The 13991-nt window shown below is 69.0% G+C and carries 14 protein-coding genes; 3 read left to right on the top strand and 11 right to left on the bottom strand.

Annotated elements, in window-relative coordinates; all coding sequences use genetic code 11:
• Positions 1 to 42: 42 nt before the first annotated feature.
• Together FHY06_RS24345 and FHY06_RS24350 are read right to left on the bottom strand one after the other, a co-directional pair.
• The gene (locus FHY06_RS24345) at positions 43 to 1812 is read right to left on the bottom strand and encodes a M56 family metallopeptidase (protein ID WP_184606570.1); all 1770 of its coding nucleotides are present in this window, start codon (positions 1810 to 1812) and stop codon (positions 43 to 45) included.
• A complete protein-coding gene (locus tag FHY06_RS24350) occupies positions 1809 to 2192 on the bottom strand; it encodes a BlaI/MecI/CopY family transcriptional regulator (protein ID WP_019657415.1) in 384 nt (127 codons plus the stop codon). The genes FHY06_RS24345 and FHY06_RS24350 overlap by 4 nt, the downstream gene beginning before the upstream one ends.
• Before the next feature lie 170 nt (positions 2193 to 2362).
• Between FHY06_RS24350 and FHY06_RS24355 the strand changes: the two genes are divergently transcribed.
• Complete coding sequence (locus FHY06_RS24355) at positions 2363 to 2908, top strand: PM0630 family protein (protein ID WP_019657414.1); 546 nt, start codon at positions 2363 to 2365, stop codon at positions 2906 to 2908.
• 42 nt (positions 2909 to 2950) lie between these two features.
• Here the strand turns inward: FHY06_RS24355 and FHY06_RS24360 are convergent, their stop codons facing one another.
• From FHY06_RS24360 to FHY06_RS24370, 3 genes are all read right to left on the bottom strand, one after another.
• Complete coding sequence (locus FHY06_RS24360) at positions 2951 to 3733, bottom strand: citryl-CoA lyase (protein WP_020723321.1); 783 nt, start codon at positions 3731 to 3733, stop codon at positions 2951 to 2953.
• 11 nt (positions 3734 to 3744) lie between these two features.
• On the bottom strand, positions 3745 to 5298 hold the full coding sequence (locus tag FHY06_RS24365) for a class I adenylate-forming enzyme family protein (RefSeq protein WP_145759956.1): 1554 nt from the start codon (positions 5296 to 5298) through the stop codon (positions 3745 to 3747).
• Between the two features lie 61 nt (positions 5299 to 5359).
• Positions 5360 to 6349 (bottom strand): tripartite tricarboxylate transporter substrate binding protein, encoded by a 990-nt coding sequence (locus FHY06_RS24370; protein WP_019657411.1) that lies wholly within the window; start codon positions 6347 to 6349, stop codon positions 5360 to 5362.
• A 188-nt stretch (positions 6350 to 6537) separates the two neighbouring features.
• On the opposite strand from FHY06_RS24370, the gene FHY06_RS24375 reads away from it, so the two are divergent.
• Complete coding sequence (locus FHY06_RS24375; RefSeq protein WP_126186074.1) at positions 6538 to 7374, top strand: IclR family transcriptional regulator; 837 nt, start codon at positions 6538 to 6540, stop codon at positions 7372 to 7374.
• Between the two features lie 38 nt (positions 7375 to 7412).
• On the opposite strand, the gene FHY06_RS24380 is transcribed toward FHY06_RS24375, so the two are convergent.
• Entirely contained in the window at positions 7413 to 7625 is a 213-nt protein-coding gene (locus tag FHY06_RS24380) for a hypothetical protein (protein WP_019657409.1), read from the bottom strand.
• Positions 7626 to 8022: 397 nt separating this feature from the next.
• Between FHY06_RS24380 and FHY06_RS24385 the strand changes: the two genes are divergently transcribed.
• Positions 8023 to 8595, top strand: a complete 573-nt coding sequence (locus FHY06_RS24385; protein WP_184606571.1) for a TcpQ domain-containing protein — start codon at positions 8023 to 8025, stop codon at positions 8593 to 8595.
• Positions 8596 to 8838: 243 nt separating this feature from the next.
• Here the strand turns inward: FHY06_RS24385 and FHY06_RS24390 are convergent, their stop codons facing one another.
• The 5 genes from FHY06_RS24390 to FHY06_RS24410 are packed head-to-tail and all read right to left on the bottom strand — an operon-like array spanning position 8839 to position 13977.
• Positions 8839 to 9678 carry a hypothetical protein gene (locus tag FHY06_RS24390; RefSeq protein WP_184606572.1) on the bottom strand — a complete coding sequence of 280 codons (840 nt, stop codon included), beginning with the start codon at positions 9676 to 9678 and terminating at the stop codon, positions 8839 to 8841.
• Positions 9679 to 9684: 6 nt separating this feature from the next.
• A complete protein-coding gene (locus tag FHY06_RS24395) occupies positions 9685 to 10821 on the bottom strand; it encodes an alanine racemase (RefSeq protein ID WP_184606573.1) in 1137 nt (378 codons plus the stop codon).
• A 38-nt stretch (positions 10822 to 10859) separates the two neighbouring features.
• Complete coding sequence (locus tag FHY06_RS24400; RefSeq protein ID WP_184606574.1) at positions 10860 to 11648, bottom strand: HAD-IIA family hydrolase; 789 nt, start codon at positions 11646 to 11648, stop codon at positions 10860 to 10862.
• Positions 11639 to 13330, bottom strand: coding sequence for an alkaline phosphatase family protein (locus FHY06_RS24405; protein ID WP_184606575.1), 1692 nt, complete (start codon positions 13328 to 13330; stop codon positions 11639 to 11641). Before FHY06_RS24405 ends, FHY06_RS24400 begins: the two co-directional genes overlap by 10 nt.
• Positions 13327 to 13977, bottom strand: coding sequence for a hypothetical protein (locus FHY06_RS24410; RefSeq protein WP_221404373.1), 651 nt, complete (start codon positions 13975 to 13977; stop codon positions 13327 to 13329). Before FHY06_RS24410 ends, FHY06_RS24405 begins: the two co-directional genes overlap by 4 nt.
• Positions 13978 to 13991: the final 14 nt, after the last annotated feature.

The following is a 13991-nucleotide window of genomic DNA, read 5'->3' on the forward strand; positions in this document are numbered from 1 at the left end:
CGAGTTCGCAAAGGGTTGGATGATGGCGACGTGAACCGGCCGTCAGGCACGATGCCCTGCGGCAATGCCCTGGAGCGCGTTTCGGATGTTGGTGGTGTCTTCGGCCAGTGCTGCCGTCCCGCTGGAGTTGAGCAGCACCATCGTGAAGCTGCGTCCCGAAGAGCGCAGGCGCATGACCAGGCAGCGCCCTGCCGCATTGATGAATCCCGTCTTGGACAACTGGATGTCCCAGCCTCGCTGGCCGACGAGGGGATTGGTGTTGCGGTATTCGATCTTCCTGCCGTCGATGTCGATGGTGTCGGCGGCGATCGTGGTTCCCTGCGCGATGGCCGGATAGCGCGAGGCTGCAAGGGCCACCACAGCCATGTCGGCCGCAGTGGAAGTGTTGCGCGCGGAAAGTCCCGTGGGCTCGCTCAAACTGGTATGCGCCAGACCCAGTGCGGATATCTTGGCTCGCAGCGCGGCCTCGAACGCGGCCATGCCTCCGGGATACCGCCTGGCGAGCGCATAGGTCGCACGATTGTCCGAAGACATGAGCGCAAGCCGCACGACCTCCCTGAAGGGCAGGTTCGTTCCCACGGGAATCCCCACGCGCTCGCGATCCGCCCCGCCGGCATCGATCGCGTCGATGCTGACCATGGCTTCCATGTTGGGCCTCGCGTCGAGTACCACCATGGCGGTGACCAGCTTGGTCAGCGAGGCGACGGGCGCGACTTCTGAAGCGTTCTTCTGCAACAGCACGCTTCCCGAGCTGTCGTCGATCAACAAGGCGTGATTCGATCGGATCGAGCCACCAAGTGCCTTGATCGCGTCATCGGGGGCGTGCGCAACCGCATCGTGGACGGGTTCCGCCCGGAGCGTGCCGAGCGCAACGCCTGCCGCCAGCACCGCGAAGGTGGCGGCAGGAACAACGGCCCTCCAATGCGGCGAGCGATGACCTGGACGCACCAGTTGCCGAATGCGGTCCGAAAGCTCGCCTCTGCCGGCAAATTGCCCGAGGAACGGCGTCGGCGCAGAGCCGGGATCGAGATGGCTCAATTGCTCCAGCGCCAACGCGAGCCGGCGAGGTTCACCGAGATAGCTGGCTGCGAGTTCATCCGCGATCTTTTCCCTCTCAATGCGGATCTCGCGGGACAACCACCACACGACCGGGTGGTAGAACAGCAGGGCTTCCACGGCAACCTGCAGCAGGTTGAACAGGTAATCGAAGCGCCTGATGTGGGCAACCTCATGCGCCAGCAAGGCCTCGAGCAAAGGGGCCGGCATCTGCGTCAGCAATGCGGCGGGCAGCAGGATGACCGGGCGCCACCAGCCCACGGTGAGCGGCCGTTCGAGCCGGGGCACGATGCGCAGCGAGATGTGGCGGCGAATGCCCCAGTGCGCGGCCATGCGCAACACGTGCGTCTGCCATTTCGCATCTTCCCGGCCACGATGGCAGGCGGCTGCGCGAGCGACCCAGAGCAGCCCGGAGGCGAGGCGTATCGACATGGCGACAACGCCAAGCAGCCAGGCCGCCACCAGCCAGGGCATGAAGCCGCTCGGGAAAGCGGCCGGCCATCCATCCCAGTTCCTGACGCCCCATGCGTCAGGGGCTGCCGCGCCGGTGCCGAGGTACCGGTACGCGTCGAGGGCGGGTATGGCGACGCAAAGCATCAACGCTCCAAGAAGCAGCGCATAGCGGGTTTGCGGTCTGCCGTGGCGCAGCGATCTCAGCAGGACGGCGGTTGCCATGCCGAGCAGAGCGCCCTTCCACACGAAATGCAGCAGCGCGTGACCCAGGGCGTCGACGACGCCGAGGGGCAGATCGCTCACTGGTCCTCTCCGTGCAGGATCTGCCGTATCTCGGCACGCTCCTCCTGCGTCACGTGTCCTCGCAATGCGGCCAGAACCAGCGCCTTCCCTGAGCCGGCGAAGGCCTTGTTGATCAGCTCCTTGAGCAGATTGGTCTGAAGCGCGTTCTTCTTCTGGGCCGCCGCATAGACATGGGACCGCTCGCTCTCGTCGCGCCGCAGCAGCCCCTTGGCATGCATGAGCTGAAGTTGCCTCAACACGGTGGCGTAGGTTGCTTCGGGCCGGTCGGCCTGCACGGCCAGATGAACCTGCTTCACCGTCGCGGGGCCGAGTTCCCAGAGGACGCGAAGCAGGTTGAGTTCGGCCGGCGTGGGCTTGATCGGGCGATTTGACTTGGGCATGGAATCCGCCAACGGGGCGGGTCGATGTTTATCTAGAACAAATATTCTAGAACATCTTTTCTAGATCGATCCCTTCGCCTGAAGCCCTCGATCGATCGGCCTTCGAAGCATGCCGGCACGCGCGTCCGATGGCTTAATCTCTCGCCCGTCGCCGACCGAGTTCATATCCCATGAAACGCATTCGCCACCTTCTCGTTCTACTCGCCGCAGCCGCTTGCACCCACGCGGGCGCTCAGACGACGGGCGCCGCATCGCGCAGCGCCGTCGCCGAATCCAACGCCGCCGTGTTCAAGGCTTGCGCCGAGGCTGCGGCATCGAACGCCGCGTGTCCGCTCGACGCGACCTTCGGCCTCGTCCGGCTCGCGCCGAACAACGAAGTGCTGGACTTCAGGGTCTCGAACACCGTCCCCCTGGCGGTCGGCCAGGGCTACGGATGGGCCCTGAAGCTCAACCGCAAGAACGGCAAGGTGCGCGTGCTCGAACGCATGACGTTGCCGGAAGCCCCGAAGACATGGGGCACCGGCGGCCAGGCTCACGGCATGTCGGCGGACCGAAAGACGCTTTCGCTGGACGCGACCCTGACCGTCTACGACGGCACCATCTCGAAGGCCTGGGACGTGGTCAAGGGCGACCCTCCCGGCCGCTACCTGATCAGCGTCTACGTCGAAGGCTCCGCCCCCGTGCAGTTCGAATTCGAGGTCGTCGCTCCACGGTGACCACCGCCCCGCAGGCTCGGCCGCACGCCGATGTCGGCGCCTTCATCGCGGCGCCTCGGCTGCAGCCACGAACGGGATCGCGTGCTCGACCGTGTCCCAGATGAAGCGGCCGGACGGGCTTTGCTGCTCCTCGACGATGTGCGCCACCAGGCCCGCCGCGCGCGAGATGACCGCGAAGCCGCGCATCACGGCGGTGGGCACGCCGATCTCGCCGAGCAGGGCCGCCACGGCGCCCGTGGCATTGATCGTGATCGGGCGCCCCGCCACCGCGTCCACGGCCGCCGACAGGCGCTCGAGCGCGCGCACCTTGTCTCCGGGCAGTTCGGGCTCGGCACGTGCCATGTCGAGCAGCTTGTAGGCGCGCGGATCGACCGGCTTGTGCAGGTGATGGCCGAAGCCGGGCACCGCCGCCTTGAGCGCCTTGTGCTCGCGCGCGATCTCCAGCGCTTCGGCGTCCGCATCGGCGGCTGCGCCGATGCGATCGAGCAGGCCCGAGCAGTTCTCCATCGTGCCGACGAAGGAACTGCCCACCGCGAGCAGCCCCGCAGAGACGGCGCCCTGCAGGTTCTCGGGCGCGCTCATGTAGACCAGGCGCGTGGCGATGGCGCTGGGCGTGAGGCCGTGCTCCATCAGCACGATCAACACGGCGTCGGTGATGCGCAGGTCCACGCCGCGCGGCGTGCGGTTCAGGATCTGCTTGAGCAGCGCCTCGGTGAAGGTCTTCTTGCCGAGCAGGTCCTCGACGAGGTCGTCGTCCCGGTAGTGGAGGCTGGTGAGCGTATGGGTGCAAAGGCCTGTCACGGGCGTGGCTGGAGCGTCGGGCATGGCGTGGTCTTTCATTGGACGGTGGCGGTTGAAGAGGAAGAAGAGGTGGCCGAGGTAGCGGCCCCGCCGGCCACCGCGCGTTCGCGCACGGCCGCCTTGAGCACCTTGCCCACGGGCGAGCGAGGCAGGCTCTCGTAGAAGTGGACCTGCTTAGGCGTCTGCACGGGCCCCAGGCGTTCGCGCACGAAGGCGATCAGCTCGGCGGCCGAGACCTGCGCGCCGGGGCGCAGTTGCACGGCGGCCTGCACCGCCTCGCCCCACTTGTCGTCGGGGATGCCGAACACGGCGCACTCGTGCACGGCGGGGTGCTGGCCAAGCGCGTTCTCGACGTCCACGGGATAGACGTTGAAGCCGCCGGTGATGACGAGGTCCTTGAGCCGGTCCTTGAGGTACAGATAGCCGCGATCGTCGATCAGGCCGCGGTCGCCGGTGTGCAGCCAGTCGCCCACGAGCGTCTCGGCGGTCTTGTCGGGCAGGCGCCAGTAGCCGCTCATCACCAGGTCGCCGCGCGCCACCACCTCGCCGACCTCGCCTGCAGGCAGCAGCCGGCCATCGGGCGCCATGATGGCCACGTCGCTGTACCACGTGGCGCGGCCCACGGCCGCCCAGTTGCGCTCGTCCTCGAAGTCCTCGGGCCGCATCACGGTCAGGATCTGCGGCGCCTCGGTCTGGCCGTAGGTGGTGCCGAGCACCGGACCGAAGAAGTCGCGCACCTGGCGAATCTTCTCGGGCGGCATCGGCGCTCCGCCGTAGATCAGCCGGCGCAGCTGAGGGAAGTCGGCGCGCGATGCGCCCGGCAGCGCCATCAGCATGTAGACCAGGGTGGGCGGCATGAAGCACACCGTGCCCCCGCGCTCGCGGAAGGCCGTGCGCACCGCCTGCGCGCCGCCTTCCGCCAGCAGCACGTGACAGCCGCCCTGCGCCAGGATGGGCAGGAGATAGGTCGAAGTGCCGTGCGTGATGGGCGCGGCCACGATGTAGCGGTCGTTCGCGTCGAAGCCCCAGGCATGGATCTGGTTGACGATCGTGGCCATCCAGGCGCGGTACGGCTGGATCACCCCCTTGGGCGCGCCGGTGGTGCCCCCGGTGAACTTGATCGCCTGCGCAGCCTCGGGCGGCAGATGGAACGATGGCCGTGCGGCACCGGCATGGCGCGCCGTCAGCGACGCGACGGTGGGTTCGCCGGCCGCTGCTTCGCCGCAATGGATGCGCGCGCCCGGCGCGCCTTCGAGCAGGCCGGCGCAGCCTGGCTCGACGACGAGGATCGAAGGCTCCGTTGCGTCGACGATGCGGCGCAACTCGGGGCGGGTGCTCTTCGGATTGAGCGGCACCCACACCTTGCCGCAGGCCAGCACGGCCAGCAGTGCAGCGATGTGCCCGGCGCTGTTGTTCGCGCAGATGCCCACGCGGCTTTGCGGTTCGGGGTCGAGGGCATTCAGTGCGGCGGCGAGCGCGGCCACCTGCGCGGCGAGCGCGTCGTAGCGGATCGGGCCCTCGGGGGCATCGATGGCGATGCGCTCGGGCCAGCGCTGGGCAGCACGCCAGAAGAAGTCGATCGGAAACATGCGGTGGAAGCTCCTTGTCGGCGTTGTCGGGGTTGAGCTTGGGCGTTGCCTTGGCTGCGATCTATTCGGCCTTGGCGCCCGAGGCCTTGACCACCTCGCGCCAGCGCTTGATCTCCGCCGCGGCGAGGGCGCGCATCTGCTCGGGCGTGCCGGCTTCGGGCGTGGCGCCCAGGTCCCTCAGGCGCTGGCGCACCTCGGGTGCGGCCATCACCTTGTCCAGCGCGGCGTTCAGGCGCTCGATCACCGGATGCGGCGTACCCGCCGGTGCGGCCAGCCCGAACCACGACTGCACGTCGAAGCCCGGGTAGCCCGACTCCGCCACCGTGGGGACGTCGGGCAAGAGCGGCGAACGCTGCGCGCTCGTGATGGCGATCGCGCGCAGGCGTCCGCCCTGCACGTGGGGCAGTGCCGAGGGCATGTTGTCGAACATCGACTGCACCTGCCCGCCCAGCAGGTCGGTGATCGCGGGCGCGCTCCCCCTGTAGGGCACGTGCAGCATCTTCAGGCCCGCCTTCATCTTGAACATCTCGCCGGACAGGTGGATGGACGAACCGCTGCCCGAGGAGGCGAAGGTGATGCCGTCGGGCTGCTCCTTCGCGAAGCGCAGGTAGTCGGCCACGCTCCTGATGGGCAGCTTGGGGTTGACCACCAGGATGTTGGGAATCTTCGCGATCAGGCCGACCGGCTCGAAGTCCTTCACCGGGTCGTAGCCGAGTCGCGCATAGAGCGAAGCGTTGATCGTGTTGGCGATGGTGTAGACGTAGAGCGTGTAGCCGTCCGCCGGGGCGCGCGCCACGGCCTCTGCGCCCACGTTGCTGTTGGCGCCCGTGCGGTTGTCCACGAGCACGGGCTGTCCGAGCTGCTCGCCGAGCCGCACCGCGACCAGGCGCGCGACCACGTCCGTGGCGCCTCCCGCGGCATAGCCGACCACGAGCTTGATCGGCTTGGACGGCCAGGCGGCGGGCTCGGCCCGTGCGGGAAGGGCCGCGCTGCAAAGCAGCGCGGTGGCAAGTGCCAGCAGCCGCCGGCGGGATGCGGTGGGGGGAATCATGTCGTGTTGTCTCCTTCGAGGTCTCGACGTCGGCGATGGCCCCTGCCAACAGCCCTGCATTTCGCAGGCGGCCGATGCGTCAGCGGGGAATTCTTCGGCAGGCCCGACCAACGCACCAATCGAAACGTCCGGCAGGCGGACGTTTTGGGCACACTCGGAGGTCCCGCTCCCGCCCCGAGATCCACCGCATGCCGACCCGCCGCCCCTCCACCAACCTCGATCCCAAGCCCGCTTCGACGACCCCGGCGCGCGGCCGATCCGGCAGCGAGCAAGCGGAGGACGGCGGCGGCCGGACGCTTCGTCGCGGCCTGCAATTGCTGGACGCCGTGCTCGCGGCCGACCGCGAGGGACTCCGCGTGGTGGACCTGTGCCGCATCGCGCAGCTGGAGCGCGCGACGGTCCACCGATTGATCGCCACGCTGGTGGAGAGCGGCTACGTGGCGCAGCGCGGGCGCTTCCGCTACGTGGCGGGGCAGCGGCTGGCCGCCCTGGCGCTGAACGATGCGGCGCCGAACCTGGCGGCGCGCCTGCGCCCCGTGCTGGAACGGGTGAGCACGGCATGCGGAGACGCGGCCTTCGCCATCGTGCGCGAGGGCGCCGCCTCGCGATGCATCGCGAGGCACGTCGGAACGCACCCGATACAGATCCTCGTGATCCAGGTCGGAACCCGCCAGCCACTCGGCGTGGGCGCGGCGGGGCTGGCCCTGCTGTCGGCACTGCCCGACGATCAGGTGAAGGCCGCCATCGCAGCCAACGCGACAAGCCTGCCGCGCTACGGCGGGATGACGCCCGAGCGGATGGCGCTGCTGGTGCAGGCCACGCGCGAACGGGGCTGGTCGGTCATCGGCAACCATGCCACCGATGGCGTTCTCGCAGTGGGCATGGCGGTGCACAACGCCGACGGCGAACCCTCGGCCGCCATCAGCGTGGCATCGACCCTGGAGCGCATGCCGCGCGAGCGCCAGCAGCTGATCGCGCGGCTGATGCGAGACGCGCTTGCCGCGTTGCTACCGGCGGGGGTGTGAGCGCCGAGCCAGCGCGAAACGAACCTGATGCCTCGCCCTCACTGCGGCCGAAGCCGAGAGAGCTCCGCCCGCCCCAACGGCGTGATGCGCAGGATCACCGCGCCGCGCCCCTCGCCCTTGCCGGGCTCGGGAAGGTTGGCCTCGATCAACTGGGCGGCCACCAGCACGGCGGCCCGCTGTATGTCGGCCTCTTCGTGGATGGCCAGTGGAAAGGAAGCCTCCTCGATGCGCCGCAGAAAGTCCATCGGCATTGCAACTCCTCAACAGTTCACTCCGAGGCGGAACATAGGGATCGGCCCCGCCAGTTCAAGAAACGCAAGGGCCCCACGGCATGCGGCCTCCGGACAGGTCAGCTGCCACGGACACCGCGTCCCCGACCGGGGTTTTATATTGAGTACAAAAGGATTAAACTCCACCCCGGACAGCCATTCTCTCCCTCCTCCCTCCACCGGCTGTCCATTTGGCCCGCTTCGGCGGGTTTTCTTTTTGTGGGAAGCAGGTCAGCGCATGGTGGGTCAGGCCCCAAGCGCTTTGCTGTCGGGGATGGCTGTTTCAGCAGGGTCACGAGGCGCCCACGGATGCCCATCGGCAGCGCGGTTCAACTGGTCCGAAGCAGATCGCGACCTCGCGAGCCGGATACCATCAGAAATGGTGGCCGGCTGCGACATGGTGGCTGCGCGCGGTGGCCCCGGAATCGAACTGTCAGAACACCGTCAATCTGTGAATTCAACGCTCGGAAGAGCCCTGCTCCATCCATCGACCTGGGCAGCCCTCGGCGCGAGCCTCTTCACCACCCTCGCCGGTGCCACCGCGGGAGTGCAGGTGGAGAAGATCGGGCGGGACATGCCCGCGGCCGTTGCCCTGCCTGCGCCGGAAGCTGTGCTTCCTGCGCAGGCCGCGACCGACACCTCGGCAGCGGATGCCGCCGCGTTGATCGACCGGCGGGTCCGCGCAGTGCGTGCCCACTGGCCGATCGAGGACGAATCGTTGCGGCTCGTGATCCTGCGTTGGGGCAACGCGGTGGGCGTCAGCGTGCAGTGGGACAGCACTCGCGACTACACGATCACGCCGGAGGTCCGTTCCGCCAGCTTCAGCGGGTCCTTCAAGGAGGCGCTGTTCCAGCTCGCGCAGAAGTACCAGATGCTCGATGCGCCCCTGCTGCTCGAGTTTTCGCAGGACGGCACCATCCTTCACGTGCGCGACCAGGAAAGCACTCACTAGCAGAGTGTCGGCTTGGCCGGCGAGACGGGTCTTCCCCGCAAAAAGTTGTCCCATGGCTCTGTGGGAAACTTTGTGGATAACACAGGGACAACATCGGCGTTGCCAGCAATCATGCGGGTCGCCGCCAGAGTGCCTGTATTCGAGGCAATCGCCTCTTGACTTTTGCGCCAAAGGCTCCCGAGAACGCGGCGACTCCGGCTCTGGATATGTACGTGCCGAATCGCGCCGCGCCGGCAGTGGCGCTCATCGCGAAGGGATCGGTACCGGGTCCCTGATCATCAGCTTGACGAGGTACGGGCCCACGCTGTTGAACTTCGAGGCGCCGTAGTAGAGCTCCCCGGAGTGCCTGAAGCCGAAGCGCTTGAAGACGCGGCTGTCGTTGCGATCGGGATTGCTGCTTTGAAGCAGGTAGTGCAGCCCGTGCAGGTCGGCCAGGCGCTGGAACGGCCTCGACATGCGGGAGGCGACTCGCTTCTGTTCATGATCGGGCCGCACGCACACCATGCCGCCCAGGATGCAGCGCTCGGGAACGCCTTCCCGGACACGCATGGCCTCGGTCGCGCGCTTCAGCGCAGTGGAGGCCTTCTGCGCAGCGAGCGTCCTGCGCAGCCCGTAGGCCCGCAGGGCCGCATGGCCGCCTACGAAGAGCTCGTGCATCAGGCCGCTACGGGCGGCCACGGCGACCGGCAGCGTCCGCAGCGCGGCACCGCGCATCGCCCTGGGGCCGTCGGTCGAAGCTTCGTCCTCTTGCGCAGTCTCGATCACCACCACCCCGCCGGTGCGAAGGGCGGCCTGCAGCAGGTAGTGGATCACGCGACACAGCTTCTGCTCGGCTTGGACGACATCGCCGGCGCGGATGCGCCGCACGTCCTCGGGCTGCATCCAGGCCAGCCAGGCCTTGTCCTGGTTCCTGACGAAGGCCTCGGTCATCACGCCTGCGGCCTGCGCGATTTCCTGCGGCGTCGCCGCGAGACGGACGCGGGGCCTGCCGGGTTCCGCGGCGCTCTCGGCGTTCTGCTGCGCGATCAGGTCCTCGAGGTCTCGAAGGATGCCGGCCTCGACATTGAAGCGGATGGCTCGCATGAGCGCTCAGTCCAGCTCATGCGCGCCGAGCGTCACGATGTGATCGACCGAGAATCCGTTGAACGCGCAGCGCACGCTCTCCGAATAGGCGCCCACGTGTTGGAATTCGATCCAGTCGCCCTCCTGCAGCTGCGAAGGCAGCGCGTACGGAAACGCGAGCCGGTCGTTGCTGTCGCAGGTCGGGCCGAAGACGATGAATTCGCGCTGCGCGTCGGCCGCCGTGTTGGCGATCGGCCTGCCGTCGCGCCATGCCCGCACCGGCAAACGGAAGAACTGCTGCGCGGGCAGCAGGCCGCCGAAAATGCCGGCCCCGCAGTAGACGGCATCGTCCTTGCGCAGGATCACGCGCGCGAAGAGCGACATGCAGTCGTACACGAGCGCGCGCCCCGGCTCGCACATCAGCTCGAGGCGCCGCAGCGACGCCGATGAGGCGACGAACTCGCCCAGCCGCGCGAGCATGGAGGTGGCCGGCGGCACCGGCATGTTGTCATAGGGAGCGGGAAAGCCGCCTCCGATGTCCAGCGCGGACACCGAGGCGTCCGCCTGCTCGATCAGCCTGGCGGCAGTCTGCATCGCACCCAGGTAGGGCTCGACGCTGACCGTCTGCGAACCGGGATGGAAGGCGAGACCCGTGGACCAGGCCGTCTGCGCCGCGATGCGCTGCAGCAGCCTCAGCGTTTCCTCGTGCGAGGCGCCGAACTTGCTGTTGAGGTCGTAGAGCGCGTCGGACGCGCCCGAATGGAAGCGAACGTACACGCGCACCGAAGCATCGTGCGTCGGCAACACCGCCAGCAGCTTGTCGAGCTCCGCGGCGCAATCCACGACGAAGTCCCGCAGCCCGAGGTCGCGCCAACTGCGCTCGATGTCGCGTCGCGACTTGGCAGGGTTCATGAACCAGCAGCGCGCGCCCGGCACCTGCGCCTGCACCAGGAGGGCCTCGGCGATGGAGGCGACGTCGAAGCCCGCGACGCCCGCCGCGCGCGCGGTAGACAGGACCTGCGGCAGCGGGTTGGCCTTCACCGCGTACAGCACCTTGCCCGGAAAGGCTTCCACGAAGGCCGTGGTCGCGCGCGCGAGGCGCTCGGGGTCGAAGGTGTAGAACGCGTCGAACTCTGTCGTGCGGATGGCATCGGCGAACTGCATGGCGTGGGGTCCCTCGTTGTCGTGTTGTCTTGGCGGCTTCAGCCTGCGGAAAGAAGACCGGCGTCGCGCAGCCGGGTCATCAGCTCGGCGATGCTGCGCAGTGCCATGTCGGGCTGCGCCGCGCCGGGCTGCGGGGCTGCTTCGCCCTTGCCGGTGCGCACCAGGGCGCTCGCCAGGCCTGCCGCCCTGGCGCCCGCGATGTCGGTGAGCACGTCGTCGCCGACCACCATGGCTTCGTCGGCTCGCACCCCCAAGGCATCGAGTGCGGCCTGGAAGAACACCGCGGAAGGCTTGCCGGTGACGATGGCGCTGCAGCCCGCTGCGGCCTCCAGCCCCAGGATGAAGGCGCCTGCGTCCAGCCGGGGCGGTCCGCTGCCGTCGAACCAGTAGAGGTTGCGGTGCGGCACCAGCAGCTGCGCGCCCTCGCGCAGCATGCAAAAGACGCCGTTCAGGAGCCCGTAGTCGAAACGTTGCGCCACGTCGCCGATCACCACGAAGTCGGGCTTGCTGTCGTCGCGCGGCACATCCTCGAAGAGCGTGGCCATGGCCTCGGGCACCAGCAGGTGGCACGAGGCGGCCGGCTGCCGCCGGAGGTAGGCACGGCAGGCAGTGCCTGCCGTCTGGATGTCGCGCTCGTCCACATCGATGCCGCAAGCGCGCAGTTCCGCGGCGATCTGATGCGGCAATCGCGCGCTGATGTTGGTCAGCAGCCGCACCGCGAGGCCGGCCGCCTTCGCTTCGCGCAGCGCCAGGTTCGCGCCGGCAATGGCTTCGTTGCGAAAGACCAGCGTCCCGTCGATGTCGATCAACAGCGCCTTCAATGCCATGCCTGCGCCTTCACCTGTGCACTTGCACTTGCACTTGCGGATACAGGCGTCGGTGCCGTGGCCGCCTGCGCGGGCCGTGCGAGGTGCGCCATCAGCGCGGGCGCCAGGTCCATCAGCGTCAGGGGCGTGCGCCACGGCGCCGCCCCGGACTGCCATGCGGGCTCCAGCAACACCCCCTTGAGCCAGGGCGCATCGGACCAGCAGGTGTGGTCGCCCCCCTTGCGGCTCGGCGCCGCGAACGGCAGCCGGGGCGACTTGAGCAGGCGCGATGCGGTCGGCGGCTGCAGGTACCAGGGACTGCGCCATCCGCCGTCCAGTTCCACCACCGGGCCTTCGATGAGCCGGAAGCCCTTGGCGAGCTCGGGGGGCAGCGCGGCGTCCAGCGCCTCGACCAGGGCCTGCGCCGTCACGCCGGCTGAGGCCATGCGCGCAGGGTGCAGGGCCAGCCAACCGTTTTCGGCGGGGTGGTAGAAGACCATCGAGCGCGCGGGATCGATCTGCCCCGCATCGTCCAGCGCGAGCCATCCGCGCTGCGCGAAGCAGCGGTTCGGCGCGAGGTCGTGCGTCAGCGGCTGCATGCCGTGGTCGGAGTGCGCCACGAAGCGGCAGCCCGGCGCGAGCAGCGCTGCGCAACCATCGAACAATTCGAACAGCCAGCGCGCGAGCCGTGCGCGGATCGCGTCGGCAACGGCCAGCTGCGCCGGGGTCGCGGTCGCGCTCGGTTGCAGGTGGCGCAGCAGTTGGTGCGACACCAGATCGATCACCGGGTAGTAGCCCACGATCAGCTCTGCCTCGCCCGCCCGCAGGCTCCAGAGGATGTCGTCGAGGAAGCTGCGGTGCATCACGTCGAGCAGGTCGAGCAGCAGCAACTCGGCCGCGCCGTCACCGCCCTGGTCGACATGGCGCCCCAGCGCGCCGGCGGCATGCAGCCGGGCCGAATTGCCCACGCTGCAGGCGCGATGGCGCAGCGCGAGCCGGCGCAGCGCCGCATCGCGGCCGTGCACGAACACCGGCTGGAAGCCCAGGAAGCACAGCCGCGGCTCGCCCTCGACCAGCGCCGCACGGACGGCCACCGCACGGTTGGTGTCGCCGGCCACCGCGGCCGGCAGCGCTGCCGACAGCGCCACGTGGGCCGTGCTTCCGAACGGTATGCGCAGGTCGCCGCCCATGGGCACCTCGTGCAGCACCATCGCCCTGCCGTCGGCCGAGACCGAAAGCCGGCAGGCTAGCCGCAGCGCCGGAACCGACAGCACCTCGCCCGGCGCCAGCACGGCGGGCGCGCTCACCAGAGGAGCATAGACCTCGGTGTGCGACAGCAGCGCGCCCGCCAGCCGCGCCGGCTGCACGAAGGGCACGGCGCTGGCGCGGATGCGCCCGCCTGCGGCCGCCCAGCGGTCCCACACCATCGCGGTCGTGCGCGGCCAGCGGCCGAAGGCATCGGCGACCGCCAGCGGATCGCCGGCCTGCGGATCCGGAATCTCGTAGCCGGTGAGTTCATGCGCGCTCGCATCGAGCCCGCTCCAGATGCTGAACAGCGACGGCGGCGTCTGGCAGTTCGGCGACAGCGGCTCCAGCGGCACCACGCAGTCGATGCGTACGGGCAGCCTCGGCGCGAGCTGCTGCCACAGCGTGTGCGACAACCCGTCGACCAGCAGCCAGAAGAGGCCCTTGCAGGCGCTCATGCCGCCAACCCTGCGCGCTCGTCGGTGTGCTTGCCCGCGCGCCCGTCCACGCGTCCGCCCGCCAGCAACCGGCACAGTCCGTCGACCTGCGCCTCGAGCGCGGCGAGGCTTCCGTTGTTCGTGAGCACGTAGTCGGCCTCGATGCGTGCCATCTGCAGATCGAGCGGACTGTCCTTCACGATGCTGAGGTCCTGGCGCTCGGCCAGCCGCTGCGCACGCACCTCGGCGCGTGCCGCCACCTTCACCACGAGAAAGCCCGCTTCGCGCAGCGCGGGCCAGTCGACGCGGTCGTCGCGCAGGTCGTCGTTGATCACCACGTCGGCGCGCGAGGCCTCCAGCCGGCGCAGGAATCCGTCGGCCAGCGCGCGCGCGTGGATGGCGCGCAGATGCGTGGCCACGCTCTCCAGCAGCTTCTGGTCCTGGGTCTCGGGCGAGAGCCGTACGCCGGCCTCGGCATAGAACATGGCCTGCAGGCGGTACAGCGGCTCGGCCAGCTTCACGACCTCGACCGAGCGGCCGCGCGCGAGCAGCCAGTTGCGGATCAGCTGCGCGGTCGTGCTCTTGCCCGAGCCGCTGGGCGCCACCAGGCACAGGCACAGCGCCGGGCGTGCGGCGGCAGTTGCAGCGAGGGAGGATGGGGTGTGCATGGGTGTCGTGCTCC

The organism is Variovorax atrisoli, assembly GCF_014195185.1.
GTDB lineage: Bacteria > Pseudomonadota > Gammaproteobacteria > Burkholderiales > Burkholderiaceae_C > Variovorax > Variovorax atrisoli.